This window comes from Kibdelosporangium philippinense, assembly GCF_021390435.2.
Taxonomy (GTDB): domain Bacteria; phylum Actinomycetota; class Actinomycetes; order Mycobacteriales; family Pseudonocardiaceae; genus Kibdelosporangium; species Kibdelosporangium philippinense.
This window is the reverse complement of record NZ_JAJVCN010000004.1, coordinates 1,129,803-1,145,144: the sequence shown is the minus strand read 5'-3', so window position 1 is coordinate 1,145,144 and position 15,342 is coordinate 1,129,803. Positions and strand designations below refer to the sequence as shown.

15 protein-coding genes and 1 pseudogene are annotated in these 15,342 nt (G+C 65.4%); 5 read left to right on the top strand and 11 right to left on the bottom strand.

From position 1 onward, the window contains the following. Window positions 1-25: 25 nt before the first annotated feature. The 4 genes from LWC34_RS48260 to aspS all read right to left on the bottom strand — a co-directional run bounded on the left by LWC34_RS48260 (window position 26) and on the right by aspS (window position 4,697). Entirely contained in the window at window positions 26-505 is a 480-nt protein-coding gene (locus LWC34_RS48260) for a hypothetical protein (protein ID WP_233732536.1), read from the bottom strand. A 10-nt stretch (window positions 506-515) separates the two neighbouring features. Continuing rightward, window positions 516-1,316 (bottom strand): SGNH/GDSL hydrolase family protein, encoded by an 801-nt coding sequence (locus LWC34_RS48255; RefSeq protein WP_233732533.1) that lies wholly within the window; start codon window positions 1,314-1,316, stop codon window positions 516-518. Between the two features lie 71 nt (window positions 1,317-1,387). Beyond that, window positions 1,388-2,584, bottom strand: coding sequence for an aminoglycoside phosphotransferase family protein (locus LWC34_RS48250; protein WP_233732530.1), 1,197 nt, complete (start codon window positions 2,582-2,584; stop codon window positions 1,388-1,390). 337 nt (window positions 2,585-2,921) lie between these two features. Then, window positions 2,922-4,697 (bottom strand): aspartate--tRNA ligase, encoded by a 1,776-nt coding sequence (gene aspS / locus LWC34_RS48245; protein WP_233732527.1) that lies wholly within the window; start codon window positions 4,695-4,697, stop codon window positions 2,922-2,924. A gap of 198 nt (window positions 4,698-4,895) precedes the next feature. On the opposite strand from aspS, the gene LWC34_RS48240 reads away from it, so the two are divergent. After that, window positions 4,896-5,849, top strand: coding sequence for a helix-turn-helix domain-containing protein (locus LWC34_RS48240; RefSeq protein ID WP_233732518.1), 954 nt, complete (start codon window positions 4,896-4,898; stop codon window positions 5,847-5,849). On the opposite strand, the gene LWC34_RS48235 is transcribed toward LWC34_RS48240, so the two are convergent. Genes LWC34_RS48235 through LWC34_RS48215 form a run of 5 tightly spaced genes read right to left on the bottom strand, consistent with a single transcriptional unit; the run spans window position 5,821 to window position 11,539 of the window. After that, a complete protein-coding gene (locus tag LWC34_RS48235; protein ID WP_233732516.1) occupies window positions 5,821-7,515 on the bottom strand; it encodes an aminotransferase class V-fold PLP-dependent enzyme in 1,695 nt (564 codons plus the stop codon). The two genes, LWC34_RS48240 and LWC34_RS48235, sit on opposite strands and share 29 nt — an antisense overlap. Then, window positions 7,516-8,292, bottom strand: coding sequence for an amino acid ABC transporter ATP-binding protein (locus tag LWC34_RS48230; RefSeq protein WP_233732515.1), 777 nt, complete (start codon window positions 8,290-8,292; stop codon window positions 7,516-7,518). Further along, window positions 8,289-9,158, bottom strand: a complete 870-nt coding sequence (locus LWC34_RS48225) for an amino acid ABC transporter permease (RefSeq protein ID WP_233732507.1) — start codon at window positions 9,156-9,158, stop codon at window positions 8,289-8,291. The genes LWC34_RS48230 and LWC34_RS48225 overlap by 4 nt, the downstream gene beginning before the upstream one ends. Beyond that, window positions 9,145-10,056 (bottom strand): ABC transporter substrate-binding protein, encoded by a 912-nt coding sequence (locus tag LWC34_RS48220; RefSeq protein ID WP_233732506.1) that lies wholly within the window; start codon window positions 10,054-10,056, stop codon window positions 9,145-9,147. The genes LWC34_RS48225 and LWC34_RS48220 overlap by 14 nt, the downstream gene beginning before the upstream one ends. A 10-nt stretch (window positions 10,057-10,066) precedes the next feature. Then, complete coding sequence (locus tag LWC34_RS48215; RefSeq protein ID WP_233732505.1) at window positions 10,067-11,539, bottom strand: Rv2578c family radical SAM protein; 1,473 nt, start codon at window positions 11,537-11,539, stop codon at window positions 10,067-10,069. Between the two features lie 197 nt (window positions 11,540-11,736). Here LWC34_RS48215 and LWC34_RS48210 point away from each other — a divergent pair, with 197 nt between their 5' ends. Next, complete coding sequence (locus tag LWC34_RS48210) at window positions 11,737-11,877, top strand: hypothetical protein (protein WP_233732504.1); 141 nt, start codon at window positions 11,737-11,739, stop codon at window positions 11,875-11,877. A gap of 9 nt (window positions 11,878-11,886) precedes the next feature. Further along, on the top strand, window positions 11,887-12,378 hold the full coding sequence (gene pnuC, locus LWC34_RS48205) for a nicotinamide riboside transporter PnuC (RefSeq protein ID WP_308200295.1): 492 nt from the start codon (window positions 11,887-11,889) through the stop codon (window positions 12,376-12,378). Between the two features lie 52 nt (window positions 12,379-12,430). On the opposite strand, the gene LWC34_RS59225 is transcribed toward pnuC, so the two are convergent. Next, a complete protein-coding gene (locus LWC34_RS59225; RefSeq protein WP_372496799.1) occupies window positions 12,431-12,586 on the bottom strand; it encodes a hypothetical protein in 156 nt (51 codons plus the stop codon). Between the two features lie 345 nt (window positions 12,587-12,931). Between LWC34_RS59225 and LWC34_RS59220 the strand changes: the two are divergent. Continuing rightward, window positions 12,932-13,458, top strand: a pseudogene (locus LWC34_RS59220) (AAA family ATPase). 24 nt (window positions 13,459-13,482) lie between these two features. Continuing rightward, window positions 13,483-14,751, top strand: coding sequence for a YibE/F family protein (locus LWC34_RS48195; protein WP_233732499.1), 1,269 nt, complete (start codon window positions 13,483-13,485; stop codon window positions 14,749-14,751). On the opposite strand, the gene LWC34_RS48190 is transcribed toward LWC34_RS48195, so the two are convergent. Then, the gene (locus LWC34_RS48190; RefSeq protein ID WP_233732497.1) at window positions 14,708-15,340 is read right to left on the bottom strand and encodes a hypothetical protein; all 633 of its coding nucleotides are present in this window, start codon (window positions 15,338-15,340) and stop codon (window positions 14,708-14,710) included. The genes LWC34_RS48195 and LWC34_RS48190 overlap by 44 nt on opposite strands. Between the last annotated feature and the right edge of the window lie 2 nt (window positions 15,341-15,342).

Sequence of the window (15,342 nt, the reverse complement as noted above, 5' to 3'; positions counted from 1 at the left end):
CATCCACGGCAAACACGCTACCTAATCAAGGCCCGCCCACTGGTCCCGCGGGTAAGACATCCGCCAGGTAGGCGTCCAGATCCGGGCTGTCGGGCGTCATCACGTGCCTGACCCACGCCGAGCGTTCGTGGACCAGCGCGGGCAACTCCCAGACACACCCGATCAGCGGTTCGGTCAGCTCGCTGAATTCGACCGTGTCCAGAGTCGACGAGGCCGCCCGGACGTGCAGGATCGCCTGGTAGACCCAGACATAGAGGTTCAGCCATAACGCGTCCGCGCCCTGGTGGAGCACGGCGAACGCGTATTTCGGCGAGCTGGCCTGCTCGTGGACGAGCGACGGATGCGTCAACGAATCGGGCAGCAGCTTCCGCAGGAATTCGTCCGCGGCCGCGGTGGTCGAGGTGGCGATCGGCTCTTGGCGGATCGCCACCTGGTAGGGCTTTATGGTCCAGCCGTCGACCAGGGTGGCGGGCAACGGCCGGGAGTAGCGCTCGGTGAAGCTCATACTCCGCACGTTAGCGAGGGGGTCCGACAAAACCTTTCACCATGATCGACACCGCGTACGGCACGAGGTCGCGGCCACGCCGCCACAGCCACGGAATGCCCTTCACGATCAGCCACAGGACGTGCCCCGCGGTGCCGATCTGGCGTCCACCGGAACACGTCAAACTCACCGGGTTGGGTATCGCACAGTCACGCTCGGCAAGCAGCGCGGCGAATCCTTGCGCGAGCAGCCGGTGGCCCAATTCGGACGGATGCAACCGGTCGACGCTCCACGCACTCATCTCGTACGCCCCGGGCAGCAAATCGAGGTCGAGGCAGCCGGTGTCGTACTTCGCCGACACCGAGTCGATCACCGAATTCAGCTCGGTTATCCGGCTGCGCAGCGCACGCCGCAACGGCCCGGGGAGCCGGAAAACCTTGGCGTGGTCGTGGAAACGGACGGTCAGGACAACCGTTCCCGCCGCTTTCAGAGACGTCACAACGTGCTCGAGGTCGGCTCGGATGCGTTCCGAGTCGAAATCCGAGCGCAGCGTGTCGTTCATCCCGACGATGATCACGGCAACTTCCGGCGCCATCGCCAGTGCCTGCGGCAGCTGGATCGTGCGCACGCAGCCCATCCGGGCACCGGTGAACGACACATTGGCGAACCGCACCTGTTCGGTGCCGCTCAGCGCGTCGGCGAGCAACGGGCCGACGCCACGCCACCCGCCGCCGGGCAACGGATCGCCCAGCCCCACCGCAGTCGAATCCCCCAATATGACGAGACTACGTATCTGACGCAGCCCCTGGGGCGCATACTCCAGCACGGTCACGGCACAACGATCTCTGGCGTTCGCTCACCACCGGTGACGTCGGGTTAACCGTCCGAAGACGCCTTTTTGAACTATCGGAACGCCGGGTACATCGGCAGCTTGAGATCGGGGCCGAACTTCTTCGTCAGCGCGTCGACCACGGCCTTGGCGTGCTCGACGATGTTGTCCGCGCCCGCTCGCGCGGCCTCGTCACGCAAATGCTGCCAACGCGCCGCGATTGAGACGGTTCGCCTGGGAGACGGCAGGTGGCTGTCGATCGGCCCGTCCTGCTCGCCAGGCCGTGGCAGGAACCAGAAAGTGGACGCCCAGACCCAGAACAGCTGCGCGTCGAGCATGCGCGGCAGAACGACCGAGTCGTCGGCCAAGTCCGGCCACATCACGCGCACTTCGGCGCGCCAAGCCGCGAACATCGCGTCGGTCATGCCCGCGGGCAACGCGAACGCGCACCAGCACGACGGGAACGGCACCCGCAGGTAGGCCGCGTCGAGCATGATGTTGCGGACGCAGCCGCCTTCGAAGTCCAGGAAACGGACACCACGGCTGGTGATCAGGTTGTTGTCCGGGCACAGGTCCGACGGGCTGAAACCGCGGTGCCTGCTGGTCGCCAGCAACCAGCGAGTCCGCTCGGCACGCTCGAACACGTGCGCCGGGGTGTGCACGCCTAGGACGTCATCGAGCAGTTGCGGCAGACGCTCGATGGCGGCGGGCCCGTTGACCGCCAAGGGATCGCCCTTCACCTTCGCCGACGACAATCGGCGCATCAGCGCGTCAAAATCTGCCTCTCGGCCTGCGGTCGTAGCGTGCAGCCTGCCCAACGACCGCGCCCACGACAGCAAAGCGCGTTCGGCGGCGCGCGCGTCGTCGCCGAGCAGCTTGTCGGCGAGCGTCGGAGCACGGCCAAGGTCTTCTATAACGATCACACCGGCTGCGCCGTCGTGTGCATACAACTCCGGGCACATCCGCTCTTCGGCCGTCAGCGCGGTGAACAATTGGTAGCTCACGGCTTCGCGGACGAATGCCTCGGAGGGCATCGGCGGGCTGTAGCGCTTGACCACGAGCGTGCGTGGCAGCGAGAACGGGGTGGCGGCGACACGCACCCGGACAACGGTCGACAGTTTGCTGCCGCCGAGGTCTTCCGGCTCGGCGAGCTGGATCTTGGCCCCGTATCGGCGTCTGAGCACAGCTTCCGCGGCGCTCACCGCCTCGGTGATGGCCGGGTTCGGCGGCTGGTCGAGATCGGGCGGGTCGGCGGCGATGTCCACACTCATCTCCTCTGACCCTACTCCCGCGTCATCGCGGCCCCGACAGTAGTCACAATCAACGATAGAGACGCACGCGCAGCCTTAACAGGTCACGATCTCACCCAATGGACAACGAACGAGTGCGATGCCGACCGACTTGTCCACCAGTTGGCCGGGTGAAGACACCGTCGTCGCCACTCCCCCAGCGTCGCGGCGACCGCCGCTCGTACCAACAATGCCACGAGTGCGCAGAGCACGCCCACATCAGATACGAAATTGGCGTTCAACTCGTCACGAACGCCGCAAACGCCAGCGCGGCGGGCGGATCGGAGTCCGGTCCACCCGCCGCGTTCGCCCTGTCCGATCAGCTCTGGGGCTGCGGCTTTGGCTTGAAGTCGACGCCCGCTTCCTTGCGCTGCTCCGCGGTGATCGGCGCGGGTGCACCGGTCAGCGGGTCGTAGCCGCCGCCGGACTTCGGGAACGCGATGACGTCACGGATCGAGTCCGAACCGGACAGCAACATGCAGATCCGGTCCCAGCCGAACGCGACACCGCCGTGCGGCGGCGGGCCGTAGGAGAACGCGTCCAGCAGGAAGCCGAACTTCTCCTGCGCTTCCTCCGGGCCGATGCCCATCACGTTGAACGCGCGCTGCTGCACTTCGCGGTTGTGGATACGAATCGATCCACCGCCGAGCTCGTTGCCGTTGCACACCAGGTCGTACGCGTACGCCTTGGCGTTGCCCGGGTCCTCCTCGAAACGGTCGATCCATTCGGGAGTCGGCGAGGTGAACGCGTGGTGCAACGCGGTCCACTTGCCCGAACCGACCGCGACGTCGTCCGAACCCTCGACAGCCTGGAACATCGGAAAGTCCACGACCCACACGAACGACCAGGCGGACTCGTCGATCAGGTCGCACTTCTTGCCGATCTCCAGCCGCGCGGCGCCAAGCAGCGCACGCGAGGAGCCCGGGTCGCCAGCGCCGAAGAAGATGCAGTCGCCAGGGTTCGCGCCGACGGCCTTGGCCAGGCCTTCGCGTTCGGCGTCGGAGATGTTCTTGGCGACCGGGCCGGTCAGGGTGCCGTCCTCGGCAACCAGTACGTAGCCGAGGCCCTTGGCGCCGCGCGTCTTGGCCCACTCCTGCCAGGCGTCCAGTTGGCGCCGCGGCTGGCTGGCGCCGCCAGGCATGACGACCGCGCCGACGTACGGCGCCTGGAACACCCGGAACGGCGTGTCCTTGAAGAATTCGGTGAGGTCCGTGAGCTCGACGCCAAGGCGCAGGTCAGGCTTGTCCGAGCCGTAGCGCGACATCGCCTCGGCGTAGCTGATCCGCGGGATCGGCAGCGTGATCTCGTAGTCGCCGAGCTGGCGCCAGAGCGCCGAGATGACCTTCTCGGACAGCGCGATCACGTCGTCCTGGTCGACGAAGCTCATCTCGATGTCCAGCTGGGTGAACTCCGGCTGTCGATCGGCGCGGAAGTCCTCGTCGCGGTAGCAGCGGGCGATCTGGTAGTACCGCTCCATCCCGCCGACCATCAGCAGCTGCTTGAACAGCTGCGGCGACTGCGGCAGGGCGTACCACGAACCAGGCGCCAGCCGGGCGGGCACGACGAAGTCACGCGCGCCTTCCGGCGTCGAGCGGGTCAGCGTCGGCGTCTCGATCTCGAGGAAGCCGTCGCCGTGCAGCACCTCACGGGCGATCCGGTTGGCCTCGCTGCGCAGGCGCATCGCGGCCGCGGGGCCGCTGCGGCGCAGGTCGAGGTAGCGGTGCTTGAGGCGGGCCTCCTCGCCGACGGTCAGGTGCTCGTCGAGCGGGAACGGCAGCGGCGCGGCTTCGCTGAGCACGTCGAGCTCGGTGACCAGGACCTCGATCTGCCCGGTTGGGATGTCCGGGTTCTCGTTGCCCTGCGGCCTGACCGACACCTCGCCGACGATCTTCACGCAGAACTCGCTGCGCAGTTTGTGCGCGCGCTCGGCCATCTCGCCTTCGCGGAACACGACCTGGGCGACGCCGGAACGATCACGCAGATCGATGAAGATGACACCGCCGTGATCGCGCCTGCGGGCCACCCAGCCGCTGAGTGTGACGGTCTGCCCGGCGTGCTCGGACCGGAGCGTTCCGGCCTCATGGGTGCGGATCACGGGTAGTGCACTCCAATTCACGATCAGCTCGAAAACCTCGGGCCACGAGTCAGGCCCAGGTGAAAAGGCTAGCCAACGCCGCTACAGCATTTACCGTCGGCTACCGCGAGCCGGTCAGAAGACCGACTCTTGTCGGTACCACAGGCGGTTACCACGAAGTAGTGTCGTGTAACGGTTCATGACCAGGGGAGCCTGACTATGGGAGGCTGGCCGGTTGGGGACGCTGGCGCGATCGACGAGGTCGACGCGCTGGCCGGTGACGCATTCCCGATCGCCCTGCGTGCGGCGATCCGCGCGAGTGGACTGAGTCTCGACCGGATCCAGTACCGGCTCAGAGCCCGGGGCCTGACGATCAGCGTGACCGCACTGAGCTACTGGCAGTCGGGCAGGCGCAGGCCGGAACGGCCGGAATCGATGAGCGCGCTCAAGCACCTCGAGGAAGTGCTCGGCGTCGAATCGGGATCCTTGACCGCGTTGCTCGGGCCGCCGCGTCCGCGTGGCCGCGCGCAACGCACGCCTGCCGCGATCCCGATCGAGGCTTTATGGGACAACCGTGAGCAACTCGCGCCTTTACTCGCGCGGATGGACCTGGCGTCGGATACGTCACTGACGCGAATCAGCCAGCACGATCGCGTGGAGATAGCGGGCGACCGTGGCGAGCGCAGCGTGCGGGTCCGTCAAGTTTTGCGCGCTGAGCACGACGGGGCCGATCGGTGGATTTCGGTGTACGACGTCGCCAAGCCCGGAAATCCGCTGCCTCGGATCGTTCCACTGCAGTCGTGCCGTCTTGGCCGGGTCGCCAAGGATCCGGCGGCTGGGTTGATCGTCAGCGAGCTGCTTTTCGACCGTCCGCTGTCGCGCGGTGAGACGGTGATCATGGAGTACGAGGTCGCCATGAGCGGGCCGCCGTACGCGCGCGGAGACGATTCGTTCTGCCGCAAGTTCCGGTTGCCTGTTCGCGATTACGTGGTCGAGATGCGGTTCGACCCGACCGATCTGCCCGCGTTCTGCCACCAGGTCAGCACGCCTGCCGATGATCCGGACGCGGCGACCCGGCGCGACCTCGTCGTCGACAGCGCCGGCCGGACGCACGCCGTTGTGCTCGGTTTCGGGCCGGGGACGTTCACTGTTGAGTGGGGCTGGGTCCCCTAGTTTCGTTCAGGTAGTTGTAGATCGTGTACCTGGTCACCTCTAGTTGAGCGGCCAAATAGTCGACGGCGTCGCGGATCAGGAAGAACCCGGCGTCGTCGAGCACTTTGACGACCTGCGACTTGTGCGCCTTCTTCATCAGCGACACGGGCACGCCGACGTCCGTGACCGCGCGTTCGACCAGGTGGCGTTGCAATGTGTCCACGTCGCCGGGGAACGTCTCGACGTCCTGCGCGGCTGAGGTGGCCGAGGTGGACTCCGAGTTGACGCACAGGCACCCGACCGCGACGCCGTCCGGGTCGCGAATGAACACCGTCGATGACGTAATTGGGCGGCCGTCGGGTGCATGCGTTTCGTAGTTGGTCAGGTCTTGCGTCGTTCCGCGGCGCACCAACCCGAGTAACAGGTCCGTCATCGGTCCGCCTACCGACCGGTGAGTCAGGTCGCCTGCGATCGCGACGATCGAGTTCGGCAATCTGGTCAGGTCGTGCAGCACGATTTCGGTTCCCGGTCCCAACGCGGAGCCGAGTCCGTTGATGGTCGGGATCAACGTCTCCAAAACGCCCGCGACAGAACGCCGCGGTTCACCGGCCAACCGACCGGTCGGGAGGATGCGTTTCAGCGCGATGGACAGTTGGTCGATCGTGTCGGCGCTCGTGGACACGTGCGGTGACAGCCGGACGTGTTCGGGGCGGATGGTCGCGGTGATCCCTTCGGCGTTCAATGCCGCACCGACGGTTTCCGCCGGGCGGCCGGGGATCGTGAACGCCAAAATGCCCGCGCGCCGGGCGGGGTCGAACGACGACACGATCTGGCCGCCCGCGCGTTGGATGACGTCGCCGATTTCCTCGATCCTCGCGGATATTTCCGCCTCGATCTGCTTGATACCCGCCTGCTCCACCAGTTCCAGCGCGACGTTCAGTGCTCCTGCCGCGATCGGGCTGAGGTTCGTCAACGACCACGCGGCCGCGAACGGCGTGGGTTCGTGGACGGATTCGTCAAACAGGCCTGGGTCTTCCGCGCCCGTCCAGCCGGACAACGCAGGTGTGAGCCGTTCGAGTGCACGGTCGGACAGCACCATGAAGCCTGTCGACCATCCAGCGCGCAGCCATTTCTGGCCGCCGACAACGAGGACGTCGGCGACTTCCCATGGTTCGTCAACGACCCCGAAGCCTTGGATACCGTCGATGACGAGCAACCGGTCACCGACGGCTTCGCGCATTGCGGCGATGTCCGCGCGAAAACCGGTCCTGAAATCGACCGCGCTGAGCGATACCGCGACGGTGTCCTTGGTTAGTGCCTCCGGGATTTCCGTCACATGACGAACCCAGCGTGGTGTCACTCCTGCCGCCCGTGACCAGGGATAAGTGTTCGCTGGGAACTCCGCTGCCGAGATCACGACCTCGCCGGTGACACCGAACGCCGCCTGGAACAAGCCGGTGCTGGTGTTGGGCAGCAGCACGACGTGGTCGGTATCCGTGCGGCACAAACGTGCGACCGCTGCGCGGGCGCGCAAATCTTGACGCATCAGGTCGTCGACCGTCGTCGGACCGGCGACCGCGGAGTACTCCGTGAGGCGCGCGCGTTCGGCGAGCACAGCGTTGGACGGCGGGCCGAACCGGGCGAAGTCCAGATATCCGGTTGGCTCGCGGAACTGGTTGGGAATCACCTAAAGCACCTTCGCCAGGAACTGCCGAGTCCGTTGATGTTCTGGGTTGTCCAGTACCTGGCTCGGCGGGCCGGTCTCGATGACCGTGCCATCAACCATGAAGACAACATGGTCGGCGACCTGACGGGCGAAACCGATCTCGTGCGTCACGACGATCATCGTCATGCCGTCCTTGGCCAACCCGACCATGACGTCAAGTACCTCCCCGACCAACTCCGGATCCAGTGCCGATGTCGGTTCGTCGAACAACATCAGCTTCGGTTCCATCGCCAGCGCCCGGGCGATCGCTACGCGCTGCTGCTGTCCACCGGACAGCTGGCCCGGATACGAAGTTGCTTTGTCCGCGAGACCGACTCGGTCAAGCAACGCCATCGCTTTTTCGCGCGCCTCGGCGTTGTTGCGTCGTTTGACATGCACCGGGCCTTCGATCACGTTGTCCAGTGCGGTGCGGTGCGGGAACAAGTTGAACCGCTGGAAGACCATGCCGATGCCGCGGCGCTGTTTGGCCACTTCACGCTCGCGCAGTTCGTACAATTTCCCATTTCGTACCCGATATCCGATCGGCTCACCGTCGACCCAGATCTGCCCGCCGTCGATCGGCTCCAGGTGGTTGATGCAGCGCAGAAACGTGCTCTTGCCCGCGCCCGACGGGCCCAGCAGGCACACCACCTGGCCGGACTGGACGTCCATCGAGACTTCGTGCAGAACCGTGGTGTCGCCGAACTTCTTGACCACACCGACCGCTTGAACCAACGGCCCGGAAGAAGACACCGTCATGCTCTCCCCAACTTCAGCGACCGGCCGACTTTGTTGCGCAGCCGATGCGCGCGGTCAGCGGCGTCGAACGAGCGCTCCAGGTAGTACTGGCCGACGCTGGCGATACTGACCAAGATCATGTACCAGGCCGCGGCCGCCAGCAGCGTCTCCATGAACTCGAGGTTGCGCGACGCGATGTTGCTCGCGGCCTTCGTCAACTCGACGTACGGAATCACTGACGCGATGGACGTGCCCTTGAGCATGTTGATGAAGTCGTTGCCAGTCGGCGGGATGATCACCCTCATGGCCTGCGGCAAGGTCACCCGGATCAGCGTTTTGCCCGGCGTCATCCCGATCGACTGAGCGGCTTCGATCTGACCGCGGTCCACACTGTTGAGCCCGGCCCGGATGATCTCGGCCATGTAGGCGCTCTCGTTGAGCCCCAGGCCAAGCAACGCGGCTGCGAACGCGTTGATCACCGTATTGGTCGGCGCGTCGACGACGAACGGAATCGAAATGACAGGGAAGACCAGCGCGAGGTTGTACCAGATCAGGATCTGCAGCAGGACCGGCAAACCACGGAAGATCCAGATGTAGCCCCACGCGAACCAGCGAGCGACCGGGTTGGCCGACCTGCCGAGCAACGCGATGACGACGCCGATGACGATCGCGCCCGCTTGCGCGGCGACCGCGAGGCCGAGCGTGCGCCACAAGCCTTCGATCATCACCTCGAACGCGAAGAAGTCCGGGATGTCCTCCCAGAGGATCTGCGCGTCGGCGAACGCGAAGCCAAGCGCGACGAGAATGCCGACAATGACCGCCGCGCCGACCCACCGTCCCCAGTGGGTCAGCCGGACGATCTGCATATTCGGATCAGGGGCCGCCATTGATGGCGACCTTCTGGATCGCACCCTGGGTGACGTTCCACGACTGCAGGATCTTGGTGTACGTGCCATCGTCCACAAGCGACTGCAACGCCAGTTGCACGGCCTTGGCCAGCTTCGGGTTCGCCTTGTTCACGCCGATGCCGTACGGCCCGCCGTTGATCGGCGGCAGGTTGACCACCTCGAAGTACTTGCCGTCGCCCGCGGTCTGCGCGACGTACACCGCCGTCGGCAGGTCGTTCAGGATGGCCTGCACCCGCCCGGTGCGCAGCTGGTTCTGGTTCTGCGTGTCGCTGTCGGTCGCCGCGACCGTGATCTCACCCTTGCCTTGCTGGGTGCAGGCGGTGCTGCGCTCCTTGGCGTACGTCTCCTGGCTGCTGCCGGAGTTCACCGCGACCGCTTTGCCGCACAGGTCGTCCGGTGACTTGATGCCCGCCGGGTTGCCCTTTTGGATCATGATCGTGATGCCGGACGTGAAGTAGTCGACGAAGTCGATGGACTTCTGCCGTTCCTTGGTGTCGTTCATCGCGGCCATGGTCAGGTCGATCCGGCCGGCCTGCAGGCTGGTGATCAGCGAACCGAACGCCATGTCCTCGTAGGCCATCTCCACGCCGAGCTTGCGGCCGATCGCCTTGGCGAGGTCGACCTCCGAGCCGATCGGTGTCTTGCCGTCAGCCGCGTAAAAGTTGTTCGGCGGGTTCTGGATGTTCGAGCCGATCCGGATCTTGCCTGCCGAGGCGATCTCCGGCGGCAGCTCGGCCGCGAGTTTGTCGTCCTTTGCCACTGCCGAAACGGGCGAATCCGCCCCGCTCGGTGCCGGCGCGCCGACCGGCTCATCCTTGCCGCCACAGGCTGTGAGCAGCGCCAACGCTGCCACCAGCACGCTGATCCGTCGAAGCATGCGCCAGAAGCTACAACTCAGAGTTGAAACTGTCCACATTTTGTTGAAGCATGAGTTCCAGCTGCTCAGCCGCGACGGGTGGCGATTTCGGCGCGGCCTGCGGCATGCTCCCGCTCGGAAAACTCCTGCCTTCAAGGCCGTACTTGCGCACGAGCGGTTTGACGCGCGCGCCGAGCCAGTCGCGGTATGCGCGGTTGGCGTAGCTACCGCGCGCGTAGATGTCCCGGTAGTCGTCGAGCAGGTCGGGGCGCTCACGTGCCAGCCACTCCGCGAACCACTCACGGGTACCCGGCCGCAAGTGCAACGGGATCATCGACGCACCGGTCGCACCAGCTTCGGCGATCTGGGACAGCGCCGCCTCAAGCTGCTCGCGCGAATCCGTCATCCGCGGGATCACTGGCGCGACCATCACACCGCACGGCAGCCCAGCGTCCGTGACGCGCTTGATCATGTCCAATCTGGCCTGCGGGCTCGGCGTGCCGGGTTCGAGTCGCTGCTGCAACTCGCGGTCGACGAGCGCGAGCGACACTCCAATCCCGACGGACACTTGCTTGCTCGCCTCCACCAGCAACGGGATGTCCCGCACCATCACGGTGCCCTTGGTCAGGATCGAGAACGGCGTGCCCGAGTCGGCGAGGGCCTCGATGATCCGGGGCATCAGCTTGTAGCGCCCCTCGGCCCGTTGGTACGGATCGGTGTTCGTGCCCATCGCGACGTGTTCTCGTTGCCACTTCGGCGAACGCACTTGTTTGGCGACGACTTCGGGCGCGTTCACCTTCACCACGATCTGGGTGTCGAAGTCGCGCCCGGCGTCGAACTCCAAGTACGTGTGGGTGTTTCTGGCAAAGCAGTTGTGGCTCACGACCTGGTTGGCGATGAAGTCGCCCGTGCCGGTGGTGACGTCGTACATGACGACCGATTCGTCGAGCGGCTCGATGTTGACGACCGTTAGCCGCGGTTCGACCACGCCGTCGACGTCTGTGACGAGCCTGATCCCGTTGACCAGGAACGGTTGCCCGGTGATCCCCTCGGCCACTTGCTGCCAACCTTGTTCGGTCAGCAACCGGTGCTCGCGACTTGCGACCAGCGTCGTGCCGTCTTCGAGGGTGACTCGGAACGCGGGTTTGACGGTCGACCAATGTGCGAGCACCCGGGTCGGCACGCGATAGCGATGGTTGCCCAACCGACCGGTTCCGTAGATCTCGTCACCGACGTTGACGTCGGCCAGCGGCCGGGTTGTGCCGTCGCGCATCAGGATCTCGGTATCGCCAGCGAGGCAGTAGGTGCACGCGTGCGAGCAGCCGCGGTATGGGTTGATCGTCCACTGGAACGGCATCGATGAGCTCGCGGGCACTCGGTTGAGCACCGATTTGGCGTGCACTTCGTGGAACGTGATGTCAGCGAACTCCGGGGTGCGAACCGTCCGCACCAGCCCTGGCAGGGCCAGTTGCCCGCGATCGGCCCGTTGAGCATCCCAGCGCATGAGCTTGATCCGAACATATGTTCGAGTCGCTGTCAACTTTGTGCAAGTTTTGTATGCCGGTAGGAAAGAGTGTCGTTGTCGGCGGCGCACAACCCCCCAGGCGCCGCCGACCAACCCCACCTTGTCGTTGCCTTGGCGCCGACCGTTCGGTCGTCAACTGCGGGACACATTCGTGTGCGGCTGACATGATCGCCCGCATGTCGTGGGTGGACACACTGCTGATGCCGTTCCATACACCGGCGATCACAGTCGGTGGCACCAGCACGAGTTGGGGCGAAGTCGCCGGCTTCGTCACGGGCGCGTTATGCGTGTGGCTCGTCGCCAGACAGAACGTGTGAAACTGGCCGATCGGCATCCTCAACAACATCGCGTTCTTCGCGCTGTTCATGACCAGCGGCCTTTACGCTGACGGTTGGTTGCAGGTCGTCTACCTGGCACTCGCGGTGTACGGCTGGTGGTCATGGTTGCGCGGCGGCCCAGCGCGCGACCATCTACCGACCGGTCGGACGACGGCGACCCAATGGTGGTTGCTGCTTGGCGTCGGCGTCGCGGGGACGGCTTTGCTGACGTGGATATTAGATACGAAATCGGATTCGACCGTCCCGTTGCCGGACGCGGCGACGACCGTGCTGTCCCTGCTCGCCACCTGGGGCCAGGCCCGCAAGAAGGTCGAGTCCTGGTGGCTGTGGATCACCGCTGACGTGATCTACATTCCGCTGTACGCCTACAAAGAGCTGTGGCTGACCGCGATCCTTTACGTCGGTTTCCTGGCTTTGTGCGTATTCGGGCTGCGCAGCTGGCTGGCGGATGTTCGAGCGCGAGAGTTGGTGTCGGTGTGAAGCAGTTCCAGCACGCGTTGGTGCTCGGCAAGTTCTATCCGCCACACCTCGGTCACCACTCGCTCATTCGCGCGGCCGCGGCGGCGAGCGAAAGAACCACTGTTGCGGTTCTGGCGTCCAGCGTTGAGTCGATTCCCCTGGCGGCCAGGGTGTCCTGGCTGACCGTGGAGCACAGTGGTGACGCTGGCGTCGTGGTGGTGGGCGACATGGACGAACACCCGACTGATTTCGACGACGACGCCATTTGGGAAGCGCACGTCGCCATCACTCGCTCCGTGTTGTCCCGGCGGGCAATCATGGACGGCAATCCCGCGGCCGCCGCCGTGGACGCGGTGTTCACATCCGAGGAGTACGGCCCGGAACTGGCGAAACGCTTTGGCGCTCAGCACATTTCGATCGACCCCGATCGGGTGACGCACCCAGTCTCGGGCACCGCGGTGCGCGCAGATCCGCGCGGCCGCTGGCAGGACTTGGCACCGGCGACCCGGGCGGGACTCGCCGCGCGAATTGTTGTTGTCGGAGCCGAATCCACTGGCACGATGACATTGTCCGAGTGTTGGCCGATCACTACAAAGCGGCGTGGGTGCCCGAGTACGGCCGGGTGCACACCGAAGAGAAACTGGCCACGGCCAAGGCGTTCACTCCATCGGCCGATGTCGACGGTCTGGTATGGACGGTTGGCGACTTCGTGGACATCGCCAACCGACACGCGCGCGCCGAGGACGAGTCCGCCCACATTGGACCCGTTCTCGTATGTGACAACGATCCATGGGCAGCGACTGTGTGGTGCGAACGGTATCTCGGCTGCGCCTCCCCCAGGTCGCTGACGCAGTGGGCGACCGACGGCCTGCGCTGTATCTATTGACCGATCATTCGGACGTACCGTTCGAACAGGATGGTTGGCGCGACGGTGAGCATTTGCGCGAATGGATGACGGACTTGTTCGTTCAGCGGCTCACAGAGCGCGGCGTCCCATGGATTCGACTCACGGGAAGCAGAACGGAACGCTTGGAACATGCGATCCAAGCATGCGAGGACGTGCTCATAAGACACTTTCGCTACGCCGATCCGCTGGGGTGAAGCACGAGAGGGCAGGATGTCCCGGTGCACGACAACACCGTCCCCATCCCTCGCGTCACCGACGAACCAGAGATCCCCACTGGTCACGGACATGGGCACGGGCACAGACCGGCGGAACCCGCGTCACGCAACGTACGACGGCTGCTGACGTGGCTGCTGCTGCCGTTCGCGATCGCCTCCGTCGTGGGCGTCGCGATCCTATATCCGATAGGAGATACGCCGTCGCCCGTAAACGGACAACAGGAGCCGGTCCGCGGCGAGGTCACCGCCGCGTCGCTCGGGTCTTGTGACGGCGGTGTGCAAGTCGGTACGCCGGATCCCGCTTGTCTCGTGCTTACCGTCAGGATGAGCGACGGTCCCGCGCCCGGCCGGGAAATCGTCAGCCGGTCGCCGAACGAACCAAGCACCCCGCGGTTTGCCGTCGGTGACAAGGTCGTCCTGGCGTACTCAGGCGGCGACCCGGCCGCCGGTGAGTCGTATCGCGTCGCGGATTTCCAACGCGGCCTGCCGCTCGCGGTGCTCGCCGCGTTGTTCGCGTTGGCGATCCTTGTGCTGGGCCGCTACCAAGGATTGGCGGCGCTGGTCGCGCTCGGCGTCAGTTTCCTCGTCCTGCTGCTTTTCGTGCTGCCCGCGATTCTCACCGGCGAGAACCCGCTTCTGGTTGCCGTCGCTGGCGCCGGACTGATCATGTTCGTCGCTCTGTACCTGACACACGGGCTGTCGGCGCGCACGTCAACCGCTGTACTCGGGACCATGATCAGCCTCGTGCTGATCGGCGTGCTGGGCGCGCTGTTCTCGGCCATCACCAGACTGACAGGGATCGACGAAGACACTTCTTCGTTGCTCGGCGCGCTGGGACACGGCCTAGACACGCGCGGGTTGTTGTTGGCCGGGCTCGTCATCGGCGCGCTCGGTGTGCTTGACGACGTGACGGTCACGCAGGCGAGCGCCGTGTGGGAACTGCGGCGCGCGAACCCGTTGCTGAGCTGGCGTGAGCTTTATGCCGCCGGTTTGCGCATTGGTCGCGACCATGTCTCGTCGGCCGTCAACACGCTCGCGATGGCTTACGCGGGCGCGGCGCTTCCAGTGCTGTTGCTGTCGTACCTGTCCGGTGCCGGTCTCGGCACGATCCTGGGCTCGCAGTCGATCGCTCAGGAACTCGTGCGCACGCTGGTCGGCAGCATCGGCCTGGTGGCGTGCGTTCCGGTGACCACGTTGGTCGCCGCGTTGGTGGCCAGTCGCGAACCGGCTACTCCAGCGAAGCCACGAACTTCGTCACGGCCTCAGGCTTGAGGCGGACCGCGAGTTTGCCCGGGGGCGCTGCCTTAGCCAGTTGATACAGCGGGCGACCGTCGAGGCCTTCACCTCGCGCCTCGGCTTTGAGCTGAGCCACGAGCAATTCGGAGATCACAAGCGAACCCGTGTTCTCGCTGGCAGCGAGCGCGTCAGCAAGTTTGCGCAACGCGAAGATGCCCAGCTCGGCGCCACCTGTGCCGGAATATGACGCGACCGCCATGTTGATGCCGCGGCTGCGCGGTGACTCGGCGACCAGCATGCTGACCGTGCGCACGCTACGTACGTCCATCACGACCATTTCCAGGCGCTCAGCCTTGGCCAGGTCGACCGAGCGGCGACCGAACGTCCGCAGAACGACCTTGGTGCCGTCCAGCCACAGCGTCCGGCGCGCCTGCGACCAGCTGAACAGCAACAACGGCAGGCCGACGACACCGGCCGCGACCAGCCCGGCCACCTCGCCGAATATCAAGCCGAGCACGCCGCCGATGGCCGCGGCCAAGATCAGGATCGCGATGATCGCCATCCGGAAACGCTTTCGCACGCCGGCCCGGTCAAGCAGGTCCAGCGGCAAATGTTCGTTCGTCATCT